The organism is Bosea sp. PAMC 26642 (assembly GCF_001562255.1).
In the GTDB taxonomy this organism is placed as follows: Bacteria; Pseudomonadota; Alphaproteobacteria; order Rhizobiales; family Beijerinckiaceae; genus Allobosea.
Window position 1 is genome coordinate 1,528,171 of the sequence record NZ_CP014301.1, and the last position, 22,069, is coordinate 1,550,239.

General features: G+C 67.2%; 18 protein-coding genes. 8 read left to right on the top strand and 10 right to left on the bottom strand.

What is annotated here, in order from left to right:
• Positions 1-16: 16 nt before the first annotated feature.
• Positions 17-2,281, top strand: coding sequence for a ComEC/Rec2 family competence protein (locus tag AXW83_RS07155; RefSeq protein WP_066611872.1), 2,265 nt, complete (start codon positions 17-19; stop codon positions 2,279-2,281).
• On the opposite strand, the gene lexA is transcribed toward AXW83_RS07155, so the two are convergent.
• From lexA to AXW83_RS07195, 8 genes are all read right to left on the bottom strand, one after another.
• Entirely contained in the window at positions 2,275-2,979 is a 705-nt protein-coding gene (gene lexA, locus AXW83_RS07160; protein ID WP_066611873.1) for a transcriptional repressor LexA, read from the bottom strand. The two genes, AXW83_RS07155 and lexA, sit on opposite strands and share 7 nt — an antisense overlap.
• A 129-nt stretch (positions 2,980-3,108) precedes the next feature.
• Positions 3,109-4,320 carry a molybdopterin molybdotransferase MoeA gene (locus tag AXW83_RS07165; RefSeq protein WP_066611875.1) on the bottom strand — a complete coding sequence of 404 codons (1,212 nt, stop codon included), beginning with the start codon at positions 4,318-4,320 and terminating at the stop codon, positions 3,109-3,111.
• Positions 4,317-4,802, bottom strand: coding sequence for a cyclic pyranopterin monophosphate synthase MoaC (gene moaC / locus AXW83_RS07170; RefSeq protein WP_066611878.1), 486 nt, complete (start codon positions 4,800-4,802; stop codon positions 4,317-4,319). Before moaC ends, AXW83_RS07165 begins: the two co-directional genes overlap by 4 nt.
• Complete coding sequence (gene trpC, locus AXW83_RS07175; protein ID WP_066611880.1) at positions 4,799-5,611, bottom strand: indole-3-glycerol phosphate synthase TrpC; 813 nt, start codon at positions 5,609-5,611, stop codon at positions 4,799-4,801. The genes moaC and trpC overlap by 4 nt, the downstream gene beginning before the upstream one ends.
• Positions 5,612-5,618: 7 nt before the next feature.
• Complete coding sequence (gene trpD, locus AXW83_RS07180) at positions 5,619-6,632, bottom strand: anthranilate phosphoribosyltransferase (RefSeq protein ID WP_066611882.1); 1,014 nt, start codon at positions 6,630-6,632, stop codon at positions 5,619-5,621.
• 14 nt (positions 6,633-6,646) lie between these two features.
• Entirely contained in the window at positions 6,647-7,270 is a 624-nt protein-coding gene (locus tag AXW83_RS07185; RefSeq protein ID WP_066611884.1) for an anthranilate synthase component II, read from the bottom strand.
• A gap of 197 nt (positions 7,271-7,467) precedes the next feature.
• Positions 7,468-8,982, bottom strand: coding sequence for an anthranilate synthase component I (gene trpE / locus AXW83_RS07190; protein ID WP_066611886.1), 1,515 nt, complete (start codon positions 8,980-8,982; stop codon positions 7,468-7,470).
• Between the two features lie 2 nt (positions 8,983-8,984).
• Positions 8,985-10,898, bottom strand: a complete 1,914-nt coding sequence (locus AXW83_RS07195) for a peptidylprolyl isomerase (protein WP_066611888.1) — start codon at positions 10,896-10,898, stop codon at positions 8,985-8,987.
• A gap of 188 nt (positions 10,899-11,086) precedes the next feature.
• Here AXW83_RS07195 and tpiA point away from each other — a divergent pair, with 188 nt between their 5' ends.
• The 7 genes from tpiA (at position 11,087) to AXW83_RS07240 (ending at position 18,076) form a co-directional block, all read left to right on the top strand.
• On the top strand, positions 11,087-11,848 hold the full coding sequence (gene tpiA, locus AXW83_RS07200; RefSeq protein ID WP_066620026.1) for a triose-phosphate isomerase: 762 nt from the start codon (positions 11,087-11,089) through the stop codon (positions 11,846-11,848).
• A gap of 141 nt (positions 11,849-11,989) precedes the next feature.
• Positions 11,990-12,388, top strand: a complete 399-nt coding sequence (gene secG / locus AXW83_RS07205) for a preprotein translocase subunit SecG (protein WP_066620029.1) — start codon at positions 11,990-11,992, stop codon at positions 12,386-12,388.
• Positions 12,389-12,542: 154 nt separating this feature from the next.
• Complete coding sequence (locus AXW83_RS07210; RefSeq protein ID WP_066611890.1) at positions 12,543-14,171, top strand: CTP synthase; 1,629 nt, start codon at positions 12,543-12,545, stop codon at positions 14,169-14,171.
• A gap of 784 nt (positions 14,172-14,955) precedes the next feature.
• Positions 14,956-15,357, top strand: a complete 402-nt coding sequence (locus AXW83_RS27475; protein ID WP_066611896.1) for a DUF350 domain-containing protein — start codon at positions 14,956-14,958, stop codon at positions 15,355-15,357.
• Between the two features lie 11 nt (positions 15,358-15,368).
• Entirely contained in the window at positions 15,369-15,983 is a 615-nt protein-coding gene (locus tag AXW83_RS07230) for a DUF1190 domain-containing protein (RefSeq protein ID WP_066611898.1), read from the top strand.
• A 1-nt stretch (position 15,984) separates the two neighbouring features.
• Positions 15,985-17,154, top strand: coding sequence for a glutathionylspermidine synthase family protein (locus AXW83_RS07235; RefSeq protein ID WP_066611900.1), 1,170 nt, complete (start codon positions 15,985-15,987; stop codon positions 17,152-17,154).
• A 22-nt stretch (positions 17,155-17,176) separates the two neighbouring features.
• A complete protein-coding gene (locus AXW83_RS07240; protein ID WP_236841847.1) occupies positions 17,177-18,076 on the top strand; it encodes a VOC family protein in 900 nt (299 codons plus the stop codon).
• Between the two features lie 9 nt (positions 18,077-18,085).
• Here the strand turns inward: AXW83_RS07240 and mdoH are convergent, their stop codons facing one another.
• Complete coding sequence (mdoH, locus tag AXW83_RS07245; protein WP_442855244.1) at positions 18,086-20,272, bottom strand: glucans biosynthesis glucosyltransferase MdoH; 2,187 nt, start codon at positions 20,270-20,272, stop codon at positions 18,086-18,088.
• Positions 20,260-21,819, bottom strand: coding sequence for an OpgD/OpgG family glucan biosynthesis protein (locus tag AXW83_RS07250; RefSeq protein WP_082767469.1), 1,560 nt, complete (start codon positions 21,817-21,819; stop codon positions 20,260-20,262). The genes mdoH and AXW83_RS07250 overlap by 13 nt, the downstream gene beginning before the upstream one ends.
• Positions 21,820-22,069: the final 250 nt, after the last annotated feature.

Genomic DNA, 22,069 nt, shown 5'->3' on the forward strand with positions numbered 1-22,069 from the left:
AGCAGGGGACCGGCCGATGTCGTCGCTGCCGCCACAGCACCGGACGCAGCGCGGCTCGCAGGCCGGCGTCCTCCCGGCGCGGCTGCCTGCTTTGACTCTCGGCGGCGCCACGACGGCGATGGTTCTGTCGGACTGGAACAAGCGCGCGCAGCGCGGCATCGCCGCCGAGATCGAGCGCAGGCGGCTGTTCCTCTGGCTCCCCGTCATGATGGGCGTCGGCATCCTTCTCTACTTCATCGCCGACCGGGAGCCGGCTCTCTGGGCTCCGGGCACGGGCCTTGTGCTTGCAGGCGGGATTGCGCTCGCTTTACGCAACCGGCCTATTGTATTCGCCGCCTGCGTAGCCGTTGCCGCCATCCTGGCAGGATTTCTTGCGGCCGCCTGGCGCACTGCCGATATCGCCGCGCCAATCCTGGATCGGCCGCGCATCGGGCAGGTCACCGGCTTCGTCGAATCGATCGAGGCGCGCGATGCCGGCGCCCGGCTCGTGATTCTGGTTACCGGCATCGCCGGGCTCGACCCTGCGCTGCAGCCGCGCCGCGTCCGGGTCAATGTGAAGTCCGGCGCGATCGCGCCCGGCGACCATATCGCTGCGACGGCACGTCTCCTGCCGCCGCCCGGTCCGGCGCGGCCAGGAGGCTATGATTTCGGCCGTGACGCCTTCTTTCGCGGGATTGGCGCCGTCGGCAATATCCCGGGCAAGATCTCGCTTACGCCGGCACCGCACCCGCCGCCGCAGGGCCTTGCCACGGCTGTCCTGATCGACAAGGCCCGAAACGCCCTGACGCAACGCATCGCAAGCGTGGGCGAGGGACAGGCGGGCGCCATGGCCGCGGCCCTCGTCACCGGCAAGCGCGGACTGATCACCGAGACGACCAACGCCGATCTGCGTGCCGCCGGCATCTACCACATCGTCTCGATCTCCGGGCTGCACATGGTGCTTGCTGCTGGCACGATCTTCTGGCTCGTGCGCGCCTCGCTGGCCCTGTCGCAGACGCTGGCCTTGCATCTTCCGGTCAAGAAACTCGCCGCCCTCGTCGCCATGGCCGGCGCGACCGCCTACTGCGTGTTCTCGGGAGCGGAGGTGGCGACCGTGCGCTCGCTGATCATGACGCTCGTCATGCTCGGCGCGATCCTCGTCGATCGCCCCGCGCTCAGTATGCGCAACCTGGCGATCGCCGCCGTGATCGTATTGCTGCGCGAGCCCGAGGCCCTGCTCGGACCCAGCTTCCAGATGTCCTTCGGCGCGGTCGCCGCCCTGATCGCCTTCGCCGAACGCTGGGAAGCACGCGGACGAGCCGAGCCTCCGATCCGACTCCCATGGCCGCTCCAGCCGCTCTGGATCGCCAGTTCCGGCATCATCATCACGACCTTGCTCGCGACGGCGGCAACCGCGCCCCTCAGTGCCTATCACTTCCAGACCTTCAACCCCTTCGGGCTGCTCGGCAACGCGCTCGCCTTGCCCTTCGTCTCGCTGATCGTGATGCCGGCTGCTGTTTTCGGCGTGCTGGCCTATCCGTTCGGGCTCGACTGGCCGGCCTGGCGGCTGATGGGCATCGCCTCCGACTGGGTCCTGAGGCTCGCGCACTGGGTCGCGACGATCGACCACTCGACGCTGGTGATGCCGGCCTTCGGGCAAGCGGCTCTGATTGGCTTCGCCGTGGCACTGCTTTGGGCCACGCTCTGGACAACGAAACTGCGGCTTCTGGCCGTCATACCCTTGTTCATCGGCGTAGCGGCCGCGGCCAAACCAGACAGGCCCGACATCCTGATCGAACGCGACGGCTCCGGCGTCTTGGTGCGCGGCACCGAGGGCCGGCTCGTGCTGGCCGGCAAGCCCAGCGCCTTCGTCCTGCAGCAATGGCTCACTGCCGATGGCGACGGCCGCCTACCGCAGGACGAAAGCCTGCGACAGGGCGCGGACTGCGACGGCCTCGGTTGCGTCGTCACGACCGCCGCCGGCCGCAAGATCGCCTATGCCCGCGACCGGCTGGCGATCGTCGAGGATTGCCGCCGGGCCGATCTTGTGATCACGCCCATCCCCTGGTCGGCGCCATGCCAGGCCAGGCTGATCGACCGGCTTGCGCTCGGCCGCAATGGCGCGACCGCTCTCGTCAGCTCAGGCGACGGCTGGCGCACCCTGACCGCGGAGCGCAACGACAGCCAGCGTCCCTGGAATCGAAGACCACCGCCAGCAGCAGCCCCTGCACTTACAGACTCGCCTCCGCTACGTCCGGCAACGGACATGGCCGACGCAGCGGACCTCGATCCGCATCAGTAGCGCCGCATCAGGTTGACGAGCCGGCCCTGGATCTTGACCCGGTCGGGACCCAGCACGCGCGTCTCATAGGCGGGATTGGCCGCCTCCAGCGCGATCGAGGACCCGCGCTTGCGCAGCCGCTTCAGCGTCGCTTCCTCGTCGTCGATCAGGGCGACGATGATGTCGCCCGTATTCGCGGTGTCCTGCCTGCGGATGACGACCGTGTCGCCGTCCAGAATTCCGGCCTCGACCATCGAATCGCCGCGCACTTCCAGAGCGTAATGCTCGCCGGCGCCCAGCATGTCGGCCGGCATCGCGACATTGTGGCTGCGGCTCTGGATCGCCGAGATCGGCGTGCCGGCGGCGATCCTGCCCATGACGGGAATCGTAATCGTGCCGCGTGCGTCGTCATCTGCCTGCGCCGTCACCGGCCGGCCCTTGCCGAGCCCGCCCTGAACGATCGAGGGGCTGAAACGGCCGCGTGGGGCCGGTGCCCCACCCACACCGTCGGGCAGCTTGATCACCTCCAAAGCTCGCGCCCGGTTCGGAAGCCGTCTGATGAAGCCCCGTTCCTCCAGCGCTATGATCAGGCGGTGGATACCGGATTTAGACTTGAGATCGAGCGCGTCCTTCATCTCGTCGAAGGAGGGAGGCACGCCGCTTTCGCGCAGGCGTTCCTGGATGAAGCGAAGCAGTTCGAACTGTTTGCGTGTCAGCATGGTCCCCGCCGGCGCCCAACGGCGCAGAATCGAAACAAATCACGAACACCATACAGGTTCGCGTTGTGTTCCGCAAGCAACGGACGGCGAATTGCTGGCATGTCTTACCGATCCGCTCTCCGGCAATCCTCAGCGCAGACGGATAAAGCGGCAGCGCTCGCCCTTATTTGCCGGCTCAGCAAAGACAGGCCTGATCGCCAGCGCGTCGGCGCGGGCGAGAATGCCCAGCATGGATGAATCCTGCTTAGCAAACGGCGTGACCTGCCAGCCGTCGATAGTCAGCGCCAGTTCGGCGCGAAGATAGTCCTCACGCTCATCGTTAGCCGGCATATCAATTTCGAGAATCCCCGGCTCGCTGCGGTCTCTGGCTGGATCAGGTATCCCAAGCAGCGCCTCGATCAGCGGGGTGACGAAAAGATGCCCGCAGACGATCGAGGACACCGGGTTGCCGGGCAGGCCGACGGCCACCATCTGGCCGAGCCGGCCCATCATCATCGGCTTGCCGGGCCGCATCGCGATCTTCCAGAAGCCGAGCGCCATGCCCTGGCGCTTCAGCGCCTCCTGCACGAGATCATGCGCGCCGACGGAGGCTCCGCCCAGCGTGATCACCACATCGGCGCCGGCAGTCTTCGCCTTGCCGATCTTCGCAGCGAGATCGTCATGGTCGTCGCGCGCGATGCCGAGATCGAGCGCCTGGCCACCGGCCTGCTCGACGATCGCCGCGAGCGAAAAACTGTTCGAAGCGACGATCTGGTCGGGCCCAACGGGCTCGCCCGGCAAGACGAGCTCGTCCCCGGTCGCCAGGATAGCCACAAGCGGACGGCGCCGCACCGACAACGACGGATGCCCCATTGCAGCCGCCAGCCCCAGCGAGGCGCTGTCGAGCCGGCGTCCGGCCTTGAGCAGAACCTCGCCTTCGCTGAAATCCAGCCCCGCCGGCCGCACGAAGCGGCCCTTCGCGGCAGCCTCCAGCACCCGGATGACCGGGCCGCCGACACCCCCGGCATTCTCCTGGATCAGGATCGTATCCGCACCATCGGGCATCGGCGCGCCCGTGAAAATCCGTACGGCCTGGCCTGCAGCGAGGCTCCCCGCAAATGCCCGCCCGGCCGCCGATTCGCCGATGACCCGCAACTCTTTTGCCGACGACAGATCGTCGGCACGCACTGCGTATCCGTCCATCGCCGAATTGGCAAAGGGCGGCTGTGTCCGCAGCGCCGCGACATCGCCTGCCAGAACGCGGCCGGCGCATTGGGCAAGCGGCAGCGTTTCCGCCACCGTCGTTCCCGGTACGCTGTCGAGCAGCGCCTTCAGCGCGACCGGGACCGGGGTCAGGCTCACGCCGTCGTCTCCGCTTCGTAGATCCCCGATGCCCCGCCTGATTTGTGCAGCACCCGGATGTCCTCGATCCGCATCCCGCGATCGACCGCCTTGACCATGTCGTAGACCGTCAGGCAGGCGACGCTCACAGCCGTCAGCGCCTCCATCTCGACCCCGGTCTGGCCCCGCATCTTGACCTCGGCCTTCACGCGGACGCCGGGAAGCGCCTCGTCGATCGCGAGATCCACCGCGATCTTGCTGATCAGCAGCGGGTGGCAGAGCGGGATCAGCTCATGCGTCCGCTTGGCCGCCATGATGCCCGCGAGCCGCGCCGTGCCGAGCACGTCGCCCTTCTTCGCGTCGCCGGCCCGCACGATCGCCAGCGTCTCCGGCTGCATCACGACGCAGCCCTCGGCCACCGCGATGCGCGTGGTCTCGGCCTTGTCGCCGACATCGACCATATGCGCCTGTCCCTGGGCGTCGAGATGGCTGAGCCGGCTCACGCCGCGGCCTCCGTGCCGGGTGCGCCCAGAAGAACGCGCGTTGCCGCCGCGACATCGGCCTGGCGCATCAGGCTTTCACCCACCAGGATCGTCTCGACGCCGCAGCGCTTCAGTCGGGTCACATCCGTCGGCTCGAAGATACCGCTTTCGCCGACGATGATCCGGTCGGCCGGCACGCGTGGCGCCAGCCGTTCTGTCACCGCGAGATCGACGGCAAAGCTGCGTAGATCGCGGTTGTTGATGCCGAGCAGGCGGCAGCCGAGCGGCAGCGCGCGCTCCAGCTCGGCTTCGTCATGGACCTCGACCAGCACGTCCATGCCCAGCGCCGCCGCCGTCTCGGCCAGCGCCCGCGCGGTGGCATCGTCGACACCTGCCATGATGATCAGGATGCAGTCTGCTTCCCAGGCCCGCGCCTCGAAGACCTGATAGGGATCGTAGAGAAAATCCTTGCGCAGCACCGGCAGGCCCGAGGCCTCGCGCGCCTGCATCAGGAATTCCGGCCGCCCCTGGAAGGAGGGTGCGTCGGTCAGCACGGAGAGGCAGGCCGCCCCGCCCTTGGCATAGGCTTTCGCCAGCGCTGGCGGATCAAAATCGGAGCGAATCAAGCCCTTGGACGGGCTCGCCTTCTTGATCTCGGCGATCAAGGCCGGCTTGCCTCGCGCGTGTTTGGCGGTCAGCGCGTCCGTGAAGCCGCGCGGCGGCGAGGCGTCGCGGGCAAGCCGTTCGATCTGCGCCTGCGGGACCGCAAACTTCGCAGCCGCGATCTCCTGGCGCTTATAGGCCTCAATCTTCGCGAGGATGTCGGTCATCGCCGCCTCACGCGTTCGAGCTTGCGACGAGGGCCGAGAGCGTCGCCTTCGCCTTGCCGGAATCGATCGCGCTCTCGGCCTGCCTCAGCCCGTCGCGCAGATCGCCCGCCCGCCCGGCGACGACGAGCGCCGCAGCCGCATTGAACGCGGCGATGTCGCGGAACGGCGTTTTCTGCCCATCGAGCACGGCGCGCAGCGCTGCCGCATTCTGCTCCGGCTCGCCGCCCCGCAGATCCTCGGGCTTCGCCCGCATCAACCCGACATCGTCGGGGCTGATCGAAAAGCTCTCGATCTTGCCGCTGTCGAGCGAAACGACGCGCGTCGGCCCGGTCGTGGTGATCTCGTCGAGCCCATCGGAGCCGTGCACGGCCCAGATCCGCGTCGAGCCGAGCGAGGCCAGCACCTTGACCATCGGCTCCAGCCAGGTCTCGGAGAAGGCGCCGACGAGCTGCGTCTTCACACCGGCCGGGTTGGAGAGTGGGCCGAGCAGGTTGAAGATCGTGCGCGTGCCGAGTTCGGTGCGCACCGGCGCGACATGGCGCATCGAGGCATGGTGCGTCGGCGCGAACATGAAGCCGACGCCGGCCTCGGCGATACAGTGCTCGGTCGCGGCCGGCGCGAGTCCAACCTTGACCCCGAGCGCCGTCAGCACGTCGGCCGCACCCGAGCGCGAGGAGGCGGCCCGGTTGCCGTGCTTGGCCACCGGCACGCCGCACGCGGCCGTGATGATCGCCGCCAGCGTCGAGACATTATAGGAGCCCGAGGCATCCCCGCCGGTCCCGACGATGTCGATGGCCTCGGCTGGGGCCGACACCCTCAGCATCTTGCCGCGCATGGCGCTGACCGCGCCGGTGATCTCCTCGACGGTTTCGCCGCGCACGCGCAGCGCCATCAGGAAGGCTGCCGCCTGGGCGTTGGTGACCTCGCCCGACAGCATGGCATCGAAAGCGCCGCGGGCCTCGTCGCGCGACAGCGTGGCGCCGGTCGCGACCTTGGCGATGAAGGGTTTGAAATCGTCCATGGGAACTCTGTCGATCAGGCTGTCTGGATCAGGGCGGCGTCGGAGTTTGCGCGCTGGCGCGGCCATCGCTCCGCCATGTCGAGGAAATTGCGCAGGATCGTCGCGCCATGCTCCGAAGCGATGCTTTCGGGGTGGAACTGCACGCCATGCACCGGCAGATGGCGGTGCGACAGCGCCATGATCAGCCCGTCTTCGGTCGAGGCTTCGATCTCGAGATCGGTCGGGCAGGTCTCGCGCGCGACGACGAGCGAATGATAGCGCGTCGCCTGGATCGGCCCGTTGATGCCGAAAAACAGCCCACGCGACTGGTGGCCGATGGCCGAGACCTTGCCGTGCATCGGCACAGGCGCACGCACCACATTGCCGCCGAAGGCCTGGCCGATGGCTTGCAGGCCGAGGCAGACGCCGAAGATCGGCACCTGGCTTGCGCCCTCGCGCACGACATCGAGGCAGATGCCGGCCTCGTTGGGCGTGCAGGGGCCGGGCGACAGCACGATCGCATCATGCGCGTCGCCAAGCGCCTCGTCGACGGAGATCGCATCGTTGCGGCGCACGACGACCTGCGCCCCCAGCCCACCGATCAGGTGGACGAGGTTCCAGGTGAAGCTGTCGTAATTGTCGATCAGCAGGATGCGCATGGACTGAGCCGTGATTTTGGGCTCCGGTCATGCACGGTTGGGGGCGGCGCGGTCAAGTTCCACCCACAGCCCTCATCCTGAGGAGCGCCGCAGGCGTGTCTCGAAGGATGCTCCAGTTCGCGATGGCAGCGACTTCTGGAGCCATCCGTCGAGACGCCGCTTCGCGGATCCTCAGGAGGAGGGCCAAGGGTGACCTGTCACTGCCCCCGCCCGACCCTCGCCGCGAACCGGATCGCCTCTTCCGCCGCCTTGAACAGCGCCTTGGCCTTGTTGACGCATTCGGCCTGCTCGGAGGCCGGGTTGGAATCGTAGACGATGCCGGCGCCGGCCTGGACATGCATGCGCCCGTCCTTGACCACGGCGGTGCGCAGCACGATGCAGGTATCCATCTCGCCGTTCGCGCCGAAATAGCCGATGCAGCCGCCATAGGCGCCGCGCGCATCGCGCTCCAGCTCGTCGATGATTTCCATCGCCCGCACCTTGGGCGCGCCGGAGACCGTGCCTGCCGGGAAGCCTGCCGAAAGAGCAGCGAGCGCGTCATGCTGCGGGTCGATCGTCCCCTCGACATTCGAGACGATGTGCATAACCTGGCTGTAGCGCTCGACGAAGAAGGAGTCCGTGACCTTGACGGTGCCGATCTGCGCGACGCGGCCGACATCGTTGCGGCCGAGATCGAGCAGCATCAGGTGCTCGGCACGCTCTTTCGGGTCGGCCAGCAGCTCCAGCGCCAGCGCCTCGTCCTCGACGGTCGTGGCGCCGCGCCGGCGCGTCCCGGCGATCGGCCGGATCGTGACGGTCTCGTCGCGCAGCCGCACCAGGATCTCGGGGCTGGAACAGACGATCTGGAAATCGCGGAAGTCGAGGTAGCAGAGAAAGGGCGCTGGATTGACCCGCCGCAGCGCCCGGTAGAGCGCAAAGGGCGGCAGCGCGAAGGGCGCCTCGAAGCGCTGCGACAGCACGACCTGGAAGATGTCACCGGCGCGGATATAGTCCTGCGCGGTGGCGACCATCGCGTGGAATTCGTCCTCGCTCGTATTGGAGACGATCGCCGGCTCCGGCAGGTTGGCGATGTCGATCGCCGCATCCGGGGGCAGGGGCCCCTCCAGCGCCAGGATCACCGCGTCGAGCCGCTCCAGCGCCCGCTCATGGGCGGCGCGCGCCGTGACGCCGGGCTGGTGGCGCACCGGGGTCACGACATGGATCTCGTCGCGCACCGAATCGAACACCACCATCAGCGTCGGCCGGACCAGGATGGCGTCGGGCACGCCGGTCCCGCTCTCCTTGGCCGCCGGCAGCCGCTCCATCAGCCGCACCATGTCGTAACCGAGATAGCCGAAGACGCCGGCCGACATCGGCGGCAGGCCATCGGCTTCCGGGATCGCGCTCTCGTCGAGCAGCGCGCGCAGGCTCTCGAAGGCCGGGCGCGGATCGGGCAGGAATTCCTCGCCGAGCGCCGGCCGGCACGAGGCTGCCTCGCCGCGATGGCAGCGCCAGATCAGGTCGGGCGCCAGACCGATCATCGAATAGCGTCCGCGCACCGCGCCGCCCTCGACCGATTCGAGCAGGAAGGCCGGCCCCGCCGTGGCGTGGCGCAGCTTCATGAAGGCGGCGACGGGCGTTTCGCAGTCCCCGACGAGAATTTGCCGCAGCAGTTGCGGCTCGCCTGCCTCGTAGCGCTGCGCGAACCGCTCGAAATCCTGCGACGGCTCCATGGTCAGTTCGTCGCGCCGCCGGTGGCATTGCGGAAAGCCGTCTCGTTGATCGAGACGCCGAGATCCGCCTGCAGCTTGCCGACATATTGCGACAGGATGTCCTCGCTGACGCTTGCGCCCAGCCGTGTGGCGAAGTTCTCGGCCTCCTGCGTCGTGCGGACATAAGGGGGGACGGTGGCGGCATCGACCCTGAACAGGATGCGGCTGCCATCGGCCAGTGCCGCCGAGCCGGCTTTGCCGACGACGGTGCCGAAGATCAGGCTCACCACATTGACCGGCAAATCGGGGCGCTGGTCCTGGCGACCCAGGCCCTCGGCGGTCTCGCTCGTCAGTCCGGCGGCGGAAGCGACAGCATCGAAAGTCTCGCCCTTGTCGAGGTTCTGCACGAAGTCGCGGGTCTTGGCGGAAAGCCTGCTCGCCACCTCGTCGGCACGCCATTGCGCCTCGACCTCGGTCTTGACCTCGTCGAAGCCACGCTCACGCGCCGCGTCGATCTTGGTCACGTCGAACCAGACATAGCCGGTGTCGCGCGGCAGACGAATCGCCTCGTTGTCGACCCCGGTATCCGAGCGGAAGATCGCCTGCACGGTGGGGTCGCCGCCGACCGGAGCCGGCTGCTGCGAGCCGTCGGGCTTGCGCAAACCGGAGTCGACCGGTCCGAAGGCGATCAGCGGCAGGCCGAACTCGCGCGCGATGTCCGTCAGCGGCTTGGCAGAGGCGCGCTGGTCCTCGATCTTGTCGTGCAGATCGGTGATCTGGCCGGCGGCTTTGCTTCGCGCGATCTCGGTCTTGAGTTCGGCCGCGACCGCCTCGAAGGGCCGGACGTTCTCGGGCACGATCGCCGTGACGCGCAGCAGCACCGGCCCAAACCCACCCGCGACCGGTCCCCCGACCGCGTCCTGCACCAGCGCGAAGGCGGCGTCGCGCACGGCCGCGTCGAAGACCTGCGCCCGCGTCACGGTGCCCAGAGTCAGGTCGCTCGCCGCGACGTTGCGCGCCGCAGCGATGGCGTCGAAGGTCTCGCCGGCATCGATCCGCGCCTTGGCGGCCTGCGCCTCCTCGGCGTTGGGGAACACGATCTGCTGGATGGTACGCGTCTCCTGCGTCGTGAAGCGCTGCGCCTTGATCTGCTCGTAGCGCGCCTTGGCCTCGTCGTCGCCGACCTTGCTCGGATCGGCCAGCGTCTCGGCCGAGATCGAGAGCAGGTTGGCGCTGCGGAATTCCGGCGCCCGGAAGCTCGCCTTGCGCTCGTCGAAGAAAGTCTTCAGCTGGGCCTCGCTCGGTGCCGCGATCTCGCCCGCAGCGGTGGCCGGCACCCGGGCGAAGGTGACGGCGCGCCGCTCGTTGCGCAGGCGATGTCCGAGTTGCTGCAACGCGCCCGGCGCTCCGACCGCGCCGACGACCATCTCCGCGATCTGCTGGCGCAGGATCGTGGCGCGCTGTTCGCGCACGTAAAGCTGCTCGGTAAAGCCGTTCGAGCGCAGCAATTCGTTGAATCGCGCCGCCGAGAACTGGCCGGACCCGTCGCGGAACGTCGCATCCTGCAGGATCAGGTCGCGGATAGTCTCGTCCGAGACGCCGAGTTTCATGCTGCGCGTCGTCTGGTCGAGCACGGCCTCGGTCACCAGCCGCGACAGCACCTGCCGGTCGAGGCCGAGCGCGCGCGCCATCTCGGGCGTGATCTGGCGGCGCTGCTGACGGGTCAGCAGCTGCACTTCGTTCTGATAGGCGGTGCGCATCTGTTCCAGCCCGATTTCGGACTTGCCGACCCTCGCGACCGAATTGCGGCCATAGCCCTGGAAGATGTCGCCGATGCCCCAGATCGCGAAGGAAAAGATCAGGAATCCGAACAGCACGAAGATGATCAGCTTGCCAACGAAGCTCTGCCCCGCCTTGCGAATGCCTTGCATCATCATTGAAACGGTCTTTCCCTGTCCGGATGCGGCGCAAAGGGGCGCGCCGCCGGTTTTTGTCGGCGCTGCTTATAGGAACCGGCGACGCAAGTCGCAATCGTTCCCGCGGGATCGCGCTCGAGCCCATGCCCGGCGATTGCGGCGGCGGTCAGGCATTGCTAGAGCCGGCGAAGCAAATCGGAGGCGAAGACGTGACGCGCACCATCAGGCCGCTCGTGGCCGGCAATTGGAAGATGAACGGGCTGAAGGCCGATCTCGCCATCGCGACCGAGGTTGCCAAGGGCTATGACACGGGAATGAAGGCGGCGGTCGATCTCGCGATCTGCCCGCCCGCGACCCTGCTCTATCTCGCATCTGCGGCATTGCTCGGCTCACGCATCGCAACCGGCGGCCAGGATTGCAGCACGCAAGATTCGGGCGCCTTCACCGGCGAGACATCCGCCGTGATGCTGGCCGATACGGGTGCGACCTTCGCCATCGTCGGCCATTCCGAGCGCCGCACCCTCCATGGCGAGACGAGCGCTACGGTCAAGGACAAGGCGCAGGCCGCACAGAAGGCGCTGCTCGTGCCGATCGTCTGCGTCGGCGAAACCCGCGACGAGCGAGAGGCCGGCAAGGCCGTCGCCATCGTCAAGAAGCAGTTGCGCGGCTCGATCCCCGACGGCTCGACCGCGGCGACGCTCGTCGTCGCCTATGAGCCGGTCTGGGCGATCGGCACCGGGCTTACACCCACGGCTGCCGATGTCGCCGAGATGCACGAGGCGATCCGCAACGAACTCGGGCGGCTTCTCGGCAAGGTCACGGCGGCGGGCGTCCGCCTGCTCTATGGCGGCTCGGTCAAGCCCTCCAATGCGGCCGAACTGATGAACGTCGCGAATGTCGACGGCGCGCTCGTCGGCGGCGCGAGCCTCAAGGCCGAGGATTTCCTGGGCATCGCTCGCGCCTGCGCCTGAGGACTGCTTGCCCGGCCGCTAATTGTCGGGTGGCATACCCAACACACGCATGCTATGTGCCCGCCGGGTTCGCATGTCGGCGAGCAGTCGGAGCAGGAGGCCCTTGGCGGCGTCGCGCTCCATACCCATTTTCGTGAGACCATGCAGAACGTCCTCATCGTCATCCATCTGATCATCGTGGTCGCGCTCGTCGGCGTCGTCCTGCTGCAGCGCTCCGAAGGCGGCGGGCTCGGCATGGGCTCGGGCGGCGGCGGGGCAGGCGGCTTCATGACCGGCCGCGGCCAGGCGAACGCCCTGACCCGGGCCACCGCGATCCTGGCCGGCGCCTTCTTCCTGACCTCGATCGTGCTGGCGGTGCTCGCCACGCAGGGCCGCGTGCAGCGCTCGATCATCGACGGCGCTCCCGGATCGACCGCGCCTGCGGCACCGACCGGCCCGAGCGCCCCCAACGCCGGCGGCGTGCTCGACCAGTTGCGCCAGATGCAGGCCCCGGCCGGCGGCGCGCAGCCGCCGACGCCGCCCGCGGCGCCGCAGCAATGAGATGAAGGGCAGGGGCCGGGAAACCGGCCCTTCTCTTTTGACGGGAGACGCCGGGCAACCGGCGTTCTTCTTATGTGGACAAGCGCGCCACGCGGGGTCGCCCTGCAAGGATGTGCTTAGCGAATCGCAACCCTGCCGTTAGAGGTGAGCCCCCATGACGCGGTATGTTTTCATCACCGGCGGCGTGGTGTCTTCGCTGGGCAAAGGCCTGGCGTCGGCGGCACTGGCCGCCCTCTTGCAGGCCCGTGGACACACGGTGCGCCTGCGCAAGCTCGACCCCTATCTCAATGTCGATCCGGGCACGATGAGCCCGTATCAGCATGGCGAGGTCTTCGTCACCGATGACGGGGCCGAGACCGACCTCGACCTCGGCCATTACGAGCGCTTCACCGGCCGGCCCTGCAACCGGGGCGACAACATTACCACCGGCCGCATCTACATGGACATCCTGACCAAGGAGCGTCGCGGCGATTATCTCGGCGCCACGATCCAGGTCGTCCCGCACGTCACCAATGCCATCAAGGAGTTCATCCTCGACGGCAATGAGGGCTATGATTTTGTTCTGATCGAAGTGGGCGGCACAGTCGGCGACATCGAGAGCCTGCCCTTCCTGGAGGCGATCCGCCAGACCGGCCAGCAATTGCCGCGCGGCCAGTGCATCTTCATCCACCTGACGCTGCTGCCCTATATCCCCACAGCCGGCGAGCTCAAGACCAAGCCGACGCAGCATTCGGTCGCGGAACTGCGCTCGATCGGCATCCAGCCCGACATCCTGCTCTGCCGCACCGACCGCGAGATTCCGCGCGAGGAGCGCCGCAAGCTGGCGCTGTTCTGCAATGTCCGCGAGACGGCCGTGATCGAGGCCCGCGACGTCTCTTCGATCTACGACGTGCCGCTGTCCTATCACGCCGAGGGGCTCGACAACGAGGTCCTGGCCGCCTTCGGCATGGACCACTCGCATGAGCCCGACATCTCGAACTGGCGCCGCATCTCCGAGCGGGTGAAGAACCCCGAGGGCGAAGTCACCATCGCCATCGTCGGCAAGTACACCGGCATGAAGGACGCCTATAAGTCCCTGATCGAGGCCCTGATGCATGGCGGCATCGCCAACCGGGTCAAGGTCAATCTCGACTGGATCGAGTCGGAGGTCTTCGAGAAGGAGGATCCGACACCGTTCCTGGAGCATGTCCACGGCATCCTGGTGCCAGGCGGCTTCGGCCATCGCGGGGCCGAGGGCAAGATCCGGGCGGCGACCTTCGCAAGGCAGCGCAAGGTGCCCTATTTCGGCATTTGCTTCGGTATGCAGATGGCCGTGATCGAGGCAGCCCGCTCGCTTGCCGGCATCCCCGAGGCCAATTCCTCGGAGTTCGGTCCGACCAGCGAGCCGGTCGTCGGCCTGATGACCGAGTGGCTGCGCGGCAACGAACTCGAACAGCGCGCCGCCAATGGCAATCTCGGCGGCACGATGCGGCTGGGCGCCTATGCCTCGACGCTCGCCGAAGGCTCGAAGATCGCGAAAATCTACGGCACCACCGAAATCTCGGAGCGCCATCGCCACCGTTACGAGGTCAATATGGGCTATCGCCAGCGGCTGGAGGCGCAAGGCCTGAGCTTCTGCGGTCTCTCGCCGGACGGCCTTCTGCCCGAAACGGTCGAATACCCCGACCACCCCTGGTTCATCGGCGTGCAATACCACCCCGAGCTGAAGTCGCGTCCGTTCGAGCCCCACCCGCTATTTGCGAGCTTCGTCGAGGCGGCGATGGTGCAGAGCCGGTTGGTTTAAACTTGGACGACGCGGCAAGTCTCGCCAGAATCAAGCGCGGGGAACCCCTCCTGTAAGGAGAGGGGCAGGGGAGAGGTGAGGGCCCTTAGACCAGCGAAACGCTGAGCCAGCGCAGCACCGGCGAGGTCTCGCCTCAAGCGGTCAGCGTCCGACCCCTCACCCTGCCCTCTCTCCGGGAGAGGGCTCTCCATCGGGCTTCCGCGCCATCCGCGGAGGGCGCGAAGAGGCGGCGGCGCTTCCCAAAAAACTAATCCCCGCCCCTCCACACCTCCCCTATCCTCCCACCACCTCATCCCCGAGGGGCAGCCATCCGGAGGTGTGCCGTTGGTGGGGGTGGGGGCGGCGCCTGCGGGTGGAGTCACGATCCATCTCCGGGAGGCTTCGGGGCACCGCCCTGAGGATACTACGATCCCTGTGCGAGGAGCTCGCTGGAAGGGTGACGGGACGACGGACTGACGGCGACGGTCGCGACGAGCCTCAGGCGAACTGGCACCTAAGCTTCCAGATCGAACTCCCGAAATCCGAATAAGCGCGGCCCGGAGTCGTCAAATCGCCGATGAGCGGAGCGCCACGGGGCGTGCGGAGGGTGGCTAAATCCCTCCGCGCCGCTTCTGGCTCAACGAAGCGGCTATTATACCCCCGCGCCTCGCGGCGCTCCGCTCGCCCCTCATTGAAGCCGATGCGCAAAAGCGCGGTCGGCCATCGAATCACGTGCCCACTGGCGTCGATCCGACCGTCGCGTATAGTCGGAGCACCAATAATGGGCGGCTTGGGGGCGGGCGGCATGGCGATCTCGATGGCGGGCCTGCCCGCGTTCCTGCTGTATTTTTGCCTTGGGGCGGCGCTGATCGCCGGTTTTGCGGCGGTCTATCTGAAGCTCACCGCCCATGACGAGATTGCGCTGATCCGCGCCGGCAACCTCTCGGCGGCCGTTGCGCTCGGCGGCAACCTGACCGGTTTCTCGATTCCGCTGGAAAAGGCGATCGCGCAGGCGAGCAGCATCCCCGACTGCGTGCTCTGGGCGCTCGCAGCCATGCTGGTTCAGTTCGCGGCCTACGGGCTCGCCCGCGTCCTGATCCCCGATCTCTCGCGCAAAATCGAGGAGGACCGGCTGCCCTCGGCCGCGATGCTGGCGGTCATCGCCGTGATTTCCGGCACGCTGGCGGCAGCCAGCATGACTGTCTGAGGGAGGTCTCCATGAAGCGCTCGACCCAGATCGGCCTTGCCGCAGCGGGTGTCGTCCTCGTCGCGACGGTCTGGTCGATGTCCGGCGACGAGCCGGACGAGAGCCTCGTCTACAACACGCTCGCAGACTGCCGAACCGCCGGCCAGCTCAGCGGCAGCCAATGCGAAGCCCGCTTCAACGAGGCCTCCGCCGACCATCTCCGTGACGCGAAGAAGTTCAACAATACCGGTGCCTGCGAGGCGGAATATGGTTCCGGCTCATGTCGCAGCGCAGTCTGGAACGGCGCGCAGGTCGTCATCCCCGCGCTGGCCGGCATCATGCTGGCGCGCAGCCTGTCGCAGGGCGGCGGCGCAGCGCAGCCGCTGCTGCCGCCGACGCGCGAGGCCTGCCCGCCCGGCAGCCCTGCGCAGGAATGCCAGCAGGCACGCTCGTCCACATCCTCGTCGTCCTCGTCCTCATCGGGCAGCAGCGGCTCGCGCCACAGCAGTTCGTCCCGCGCCTACTCGACGACGAGCGGGACTGCCGTGGTGGCGCGCGGAGGCACCACGGCCGGGGTTGCGACCGTCGCCTCGCGGGGCGGCTTCGGCTCGACCTCGCGTTCCTTCTCCTCCTCGTCCTCGTCCTGACATGCGCCGCATCCGATTGCCCGCGCGCCCGAATTGGCAGGCCGAGGTCGAGCGCCTCGGCTTCGCCTTCCACACGATCGACGGCGCGACCTATTGGGACGAGAGCGTGGCATACGAGTTCACGCTCGACGAGATCGAACGCGACATAGAGGCCCCGACCGAGGCGATCGAGCAGCTCTGCTTCGCCTTCATCGAGAAGGCGATCGGCGACGAGGCAACTCTGACCAAACTGGCCATTCCGGAGGCGCACTGGTCCTTCGTCGCAGAATCCTGGCGGCGCGGCGACCGCAATCTCTACGGTCGGCTCGACCTCGCCTATGACGGCAAGGGCCCGGCGAAACTGCTGGAATACAACGCCGACACGCCCACCGCTTTGTTCGAATCGGCCGTGGTGCAATGGGACTGGCTCGAACAGGCGATGGCGCAGCGCCTGCTGCCGAAGGGCTGCGACCAGTTCAACTCGCTGCATGAACGCCTGATCGCGGCCTTCGGGGCCCTGCGCGAGCCCTCGCCCTACCGGCTGCATCTGGCCTGCGTCCAGAACAGCCAGGAGGACAAGGGCACGGTCGATTACCTGCAGGACTGCGCAAGGCAGGCCTGGCTCGATGCGCGCTTCAGCTACATCGAGGAGATCGGCCTGCTCTCGGACGGCCGCTTCTGCGACGGCGCCAACCAGCCGATCGAGACCCTGTTCAAGCTCTATCCCTGGGAATGGCTCTTCCGCGAGCGCTATGCCGATGCGCTCGCCGGCTCACGCTGCCAGTTCGTCGAGCCGCCCTGGAAGGCGCTGCTCTCCAACAAGGGCTTGCTCGCCTGTCTCTGGGAGATGGAGCCGGGCCACCCCAACCTGCTGCCTGCCTTCTTCGAGTGCGATCCACGCTGCGAGACCCTGTCGCCGCGCCGGGTGCGCAAGCCGCTTTATTCACGCGAGGGCGCCAATATCAGCCTGATCGAGCGTGGAACCGTGCTCGACAGCGACGACGGCCCCTATGGCGCCGAAGGCTACATCCTGCAGGATGCGGCGACCAACCTGTTTTCGGCGGACGGCAATTACGCCGTGCTGGGTTCTTGGCTCGTCGCCTCGCAGGCCTGCGGGCTGTGCGTCCGCGAGGATGTGACGCCGATCACCAAAAACACCTCGCGCTTCGTGCCGCATTACATCGCGCCGTGATCGGGCTCGCCATGACGGCGTCGTGAATCGGCGCTACACAGGAGGGATGGAAAACCCGACTCAAGCCCGCGGCCTCGACCATCTCGTCATCGGCGTCCGCGATCTCGACGCAGCCGGCGCGCTCTACGAGCGCCTCGGCTTCCGCGTCGGCGCCCGGAACCGCCACCCCTGGGGCACGGAGAACCGGATCGTCCAGTTCCCCGGCTCGTTCCTCGAACTCATCGCGATCGGTGACGCAGGCGCGATCGAGGAGCCCAGGCCCGGCCGCTTCTCGTTCGGCGCTTTCGTGCGCGATGCGCTGGCACGCGGCGAAGGCATGTCGATGCTGGTGCTGGAGAGCCGCGACGCGAAGGCCGACAATCTCGCCTTCGCCGCCGCCGGAATCGGCGCCTTCGAGCCGTTCTCCTTCGAGCGTCAGGCCCGTCGCCCGAGCGGCGAGGAGGTCCGCGTCGCCTTCTCGCTCGCCTTCGCCGACGATCCGGAGGCGCCCGAATGCGGCTTCTTCGTCTGCGAGCAGCATGAGCCCCAGAATTTCTGGAATCCCACCTTTCAGCAGCACGAAAACGGCACCACGGCGCTGACGGCTGCGATCATGGTGACGGACGATCCCGAAAAGCACCGCGCTTTCCTGACCGCCTTCACAGGTAGCGCCGAGATTTTCGAAGGCAATGAGGATTTCGTCGTCGATCTGCCGCGCGGCCGCGTCGACGTGCTGGACGCCGAAGCTGCGAGCGCGATCTACCAGACCTCGCCGGAGCCGACGCCCGCACGCTTCCTGGGCTTCTGCGTCACCGTGCCGGCGCTCGAACCGGTCGCCGAGCGGCTGCGCGCCGCCGGCGTTCCCTTCGCGCAAGGCGAAGAGCGGCTCATCGTGCCGGCCGAAGCCGCGCTGGGATGCGTCATCGCATTCGAGCAGGCCTGAGCGGAGGTCTCAGGCCTCCGCGCGCTCTTTTGGCAGCGAGGCGAGCAGGCCGACCAGAGCGCGGTCGTGCAGCACGACCATGCGCTCCTTCGGCTTCAGCCAGATCGCCGCATCCTCGACGGTCTCGGCATCGACGAGCTTGGCCTGTGCCACCGCACGGTCGGGCTCGATCTCGCCGCGCCGGCGCGGATGGGCCTCGGGTAGCATCGCCTCATGGGCCTCGCGCAGCACCGGGTCGGCATGGAGCGCCTTGATGCCGTCGGCGTCGTCGAAACCTGCCTCCGCGAACTCGGCCTGCAATGCGTTGGCGCGCAGCGCGATCGACGGCGGATCGCCTTCTTCCGGCGTCAGCAGGAGCTTGTGGCGCTTGAGCCAAAGCCCAAGCGCAAGCTGCCCGGACGCCCAGGACAGCGGAATCGCCAGCAGCAGCCCGAGGATCGTCGGCGACATCCAGGCGAACAGCGAGGTCGCGATCATGAAAGCCGAAATGCCGGCGATCAGGCCGAGCGCGCTGTGCATACGATGGCGCCGGACGATGTCCTTGAGCGGGATCGAACCGTCGTCGCGACGCTGGGGATTCCAGCCGGTGTCGCGTCCGAGCAGGATCTGGAAGACGGAGCCCGACTGGATCAGCATCATGATCGGCGCGAAGACCGCCGAGAACAGCACCTCGATCAAAGCGGAGATCACGAGCCGGATCGCGCCGCCGCCGGCCCGCCGCAGCTTGCCGTTGAACAGGGTCAGGATCAGCCCAAACCCCTTCGGCGCCAGCAGGATCGCCATGGTCAACGCGAACAGGTTCAAGGCGCGCTCGGGATCGAAGCGCGGCCAGATCGGGAACAGGGTGAACTCCTGCGTGAAATACTCCGGCCTGGCGTAATTGACCTGCAGCACGATCATGATGCCGACGACGAGCTGCATCAGCCAGAACGGCGAGGCGAGATAGCCCATGATGCCGGTGGAGAAATGCTGCCGGGTCGACCAGACGAAGCCTTTCGCGCCGATGATGCGCGAATGCTGCAGATTGCCCTGGCACCAGCGCCGGTCGCGGACCGAGATGTCGATCAGCGATGGCGGACTTTCCTCATAGGAGCCCGTCAGGTCCGGCAGCATGTAGACCGACCAGCCGGCGCGACGCATCAGCGCCGCCTCGACGAAGTCGTGGCTGAGGACATGCCCGCCGAAGGGCGGCCGTCCCTTCAGGTCGGGCAGGCCGCAATGGTCGGCGAAGGCCTTCGTCCGGATGATCGCGTTGTGGCCCCAGTAGTTGCCGTCGCGGCCCGACCACATCGCCAGACCGGTCGCGATCACCGGACCGTAGACGCGGGCAGCGAATTGCTGGAGCCGGGCGAAGAAGGTGTTGCGGTTGATGATCAGGGGCAGCGACTGGATGATGCCGGAATCGGGATCGGCTTCCATCGCGGCGGCCAGATGGACGATGCAGCTGCCGGTCATCAGGCTGTCGGCGTCGAGCACGACCATGTGCTCGTAATAGCCGCCCCAGCGTGTCACGAAGTCGGAAATATTGCCGGCCTTGCGATGATGGTTCTTGGGCCGGTGCCGATAATACACCCGCGCCTCCGGTCCGAGACGCTCGCGCAGGGCGAGGAACGCCCGCTCCTCGGCGACCCAGACATCGGGATTGGTCGTGTCGGACACGATGAAATAGTCGAAATGGGCTCCAAGGCCCGTGGCCTCGACCGATTCCCTGATCGCCGCCAAGGCCGCGAAAGTCCGCGCCGTCGATTCATTGTAGATCGGCATCACCACGACCGTGCGGTGCTGCAGGCTCTCGACCCGGCCGAAGCGCCCAGAACCGAACAGCACGCCGAAAAATCCGAGGATCGCGCTGGTGAAGGCGAGCGCGATCCAGGAGAAATTCACCGTGAACAGCACGAGCAAGGCATACTGCAGCGACGTCGTCCGGCTGACCGACACGACGCTGTACATCTCCCACGCGCCATAGGCGGTCAGCGCCATGCCGCCGCCGAAGACGAACAGCCGCTTCAGCCAGGGCGTCGTCCAACGCGACGGCGCGGCCGGCTTGCGGCGGTCGGACGCGTTCCAGCGCCGGAACGACTGGACCGGCATCACCAGCCGCTTCTCCGGCGGCGTCGCGGCCTCGGCGCCTCGCCGAATCGGCGGCGCCGGCGGCGCAGCCTGATCCTCGGGCCGGGTTTCGGTCACCACGTCCATCGATCCAGCCATGTTTCCGAGACCGGCTGACCGCCGGACTCCAGCACGAGTCTGAGTTCGCAAAGCGAGTCAGGCCCGGGATCGACCTCGAAACCGACGCGCATCAGCTTGCGCTCCGGATAAGGCCAGATTCTGAGGTTATGGATGGCGCCCGGCGTTGCCGTCAGATTGGCGCGCGTCGAGGTGACCACGCCTGCATCGGCTAGCCTGTCGCCGGTGAAATCGACGATGAAGCGTCGCCGCCGTCCCTGCGAGCCGCGGCCCTGCCGGACCCGGCTGGCAAGCGCGAGGACAGGCCGCTCCGGCGGCTGCCAGCACCACGCCTGGCGATAGGCGAAGGCGGTCTCGCTGCCTGCCGCGATCGGCTGGCGCGGACGCCAGTACATGATGACATTGTCGTTGAGGTCGGAATCGCTGGGGATCTCGATCAGCTGGACCGAGCCTGCACCCCATTCGCCGAGCGGCTCCATCCAGACACTCGGCCTGAGTTCGTAACGCTGGTCGTCGTCCTGGAAGGCGGCGGGATCGCGTTCCCGCTGCACCAGGCCGAAACCGCGCGGGTTGGAATCCATGAAGGACGAAACCTGCAGCGTCGCAGGGTTGTTGACCGGTCGGTAGATCCATTCGCCGCCGCCGGTGAGCATCTGCACGCCGGAGATCTCATGCACAGCCGGCCGCAGATCGTCGAATGTCCGCCGGCTCTGCGGACCCGACAGGAACGTGCCCATGGTACAGCCGAGGCCGACATGATCGAGCGCCTGCCGGGCAAACAGCGTCATTTCGACATCGATTAGCGTCATGTCGCCGGGCCGCAGCGTCATCCTGACGGCGCCGGTGAGACTTTCGGAATCGAGCAGCGCATGGATGACGAGCACGCCGAGAGCCGGGCTCGGCCGCTCGATCCAGAAGGCGCGGAAGAACGGGATTTCCTCGCCGCGAGTCTCGCCGGGACGCAGGATCAAGGCCCGTGCCATCGAGCCGTAGTTCTGGCCCCGCGCCAGCGAGCGGAAGAAGGTCGCCCCTTGGAAGGTCGCAACCTCGTAAGGGCGCTCCAGGCCCGTTGCGATCCGCATTCCCGAAAACTGCAGATCGACATTGGCAGGCGGCGGCGGCACGCGGCCGTAGTCGAACTTGCCACGGTCGAAAGCGACCTTGCGTACGATCTCGTCCTCGACCGTGAACAGGCTGACCGGATTCGAGAAGACATAGCCGCGATGCAGCGGCTCGATCGTGAAGCCGCGATTTTCGCCCGCCCAGATCATCCCGCTCGGCTGGGCGCGGATGCCTGAATACTGGTCGAAGGGCAGGTTGGCATAGCCGTCGGGCAGGTCGGTCGCGACCACCGGAACGAGCGGCTTCCGGGCTAATGTCCGCGCGGTTTCGACGACGAGCGCGGGATCGAAACGCTGGCCTTCGGCGAGGACCGACTGGACCACGGCTGCCGGGTTGCTCTGCGCACTCGCCGCCGTCGCGCCTATGAGGGGAACCGATGCCAGCGCGCCCGCCGCACCTTCGATAAACTGTCGGCGATTCAATGGTTTCGACATCAGGTCCAACATAGACGGGCTGTACTCTCACCCTCTCGCGCTTCTAGAGCATTTTTACGCAAGCTGAAAAGCGGTTGCGCGCGGAAAATGCAGATCGCGTCGTTCTATTTGGCGGTTGTGCTCTTGGTGAGGCGAGCTTTCGCGGTTTGGCCTGCCACTGCGAGACACCAATCGAAGGATATCGGCGTTTTGGCAAAAGCCCGCGGGATCGGCTATCCAACGCGTCCGCAACATCGTCATGCATGAGACA

What these genes read in the sequence shown, in the direction of transcription:
- trpD (WP_066611882.1), bottom strand. Translation starts at nt 6,632, where the DNA reads ATGGACGATTTCAAACCCTTCATCGCCAAGGTCGCGACCGGCGCCACG.
- mdoH (WP_442855244.1), bottom strand. Translation starts at nt 20,272, where the DNA reads ATGGACGTGGTGACCGAAACCCGGCCCGAGGATCAGGCTGCGCCGCCG.
- AXW83_RS27475 (WP_066611896.1), top strand. Translation starts at nt 14,956, where the DNA reads ATGGCGATCTCGATGGCGGGCCTGCCCGCGTTCCTGCTGTATTTTTGC.
- AXW83_RS07155 (WP_066611872.1), top strand. Translation starts at nt 17, where the DNA reads ATGTCGTCGCTGCCGCCACAGCACCGGACGCAGCGCGGCTCGCAGGCC.
- AXW83_RS07230 (WP_066611898.1), top strand. Translation starts at nt 15,369, where the DNA reads ATGAAGCGCTCGACCCAGATCGGCCTTGCCGCAGCGGGTGTCGTCCTC.
- AXW83_RS07210 (WP_066611890.1), top strand. Translation starts at nt 12,543, where the DNA reads ATGACGCGGTATGTTTTCATCACCGGCGGCGTGGTGTCTTCGCTGGGC.
- secG (WP_066620029.1), top strand. Translation starts at nt 11,990, where the DNA reads ATGCAGAACGTCCTCATCGTCATCCATCTGATCATCGTGGTCGCGCTC.
- AXW83_RS07250 (WP_082767469.1), bottom strand. Translation starts at nt 21,819, where the DNA reads ATGTCGAAACCATTGAATCGCCGACAGTTTATCGAAGGTGCGGCGGGC.
- lexA (WP_066611873.1), bottom strand. Translation starts at nt 2,979, where the DNA reads ATGCTGACACGCAAACAGTTCGAACTGCTTCGCTTCATCCAGGAACGC.
- AXW83_RS07185 (WP_066611884.1), bottom strand. Translation starts at nt 7,270, where the DNA reads ATGCGCATCCTGCTGATCGACAATTACGACAGCTTCACCTGGAACCTC.
- AXW83_RS07235 (WP_066611900.1), top strand. Translation starts at nt 15,985, where the DNA reads ATGCGCCGCATCCGATTGCCCGCGCGCCCGAATTGGCAGGCCGAGGTC.
- trpC (WP_066611880.1), bottom strand. Translation starts at nt 5,611, where the DNA reads ATGACCGACATCCTCGCGAAGATTGAGGCCTATAAGCGCCAGGAGATC.
- AXW83_RS07195 (WP_066611888.1), bottom strand. Translation starts at nt 10,898, where the DNA reads ATGATGATGCAAGGCATTCGCAAGGCGGGGCAGAGCTTCGTTGGCAAG.
- trpE (WP_066611886.1), bottom strand. Translation starts at nt 8,982, where the DNA reads ATGGAGCCGTCGCAGGATTTCGAGCGGTTCGCGCAGCGCTACGAGGCA.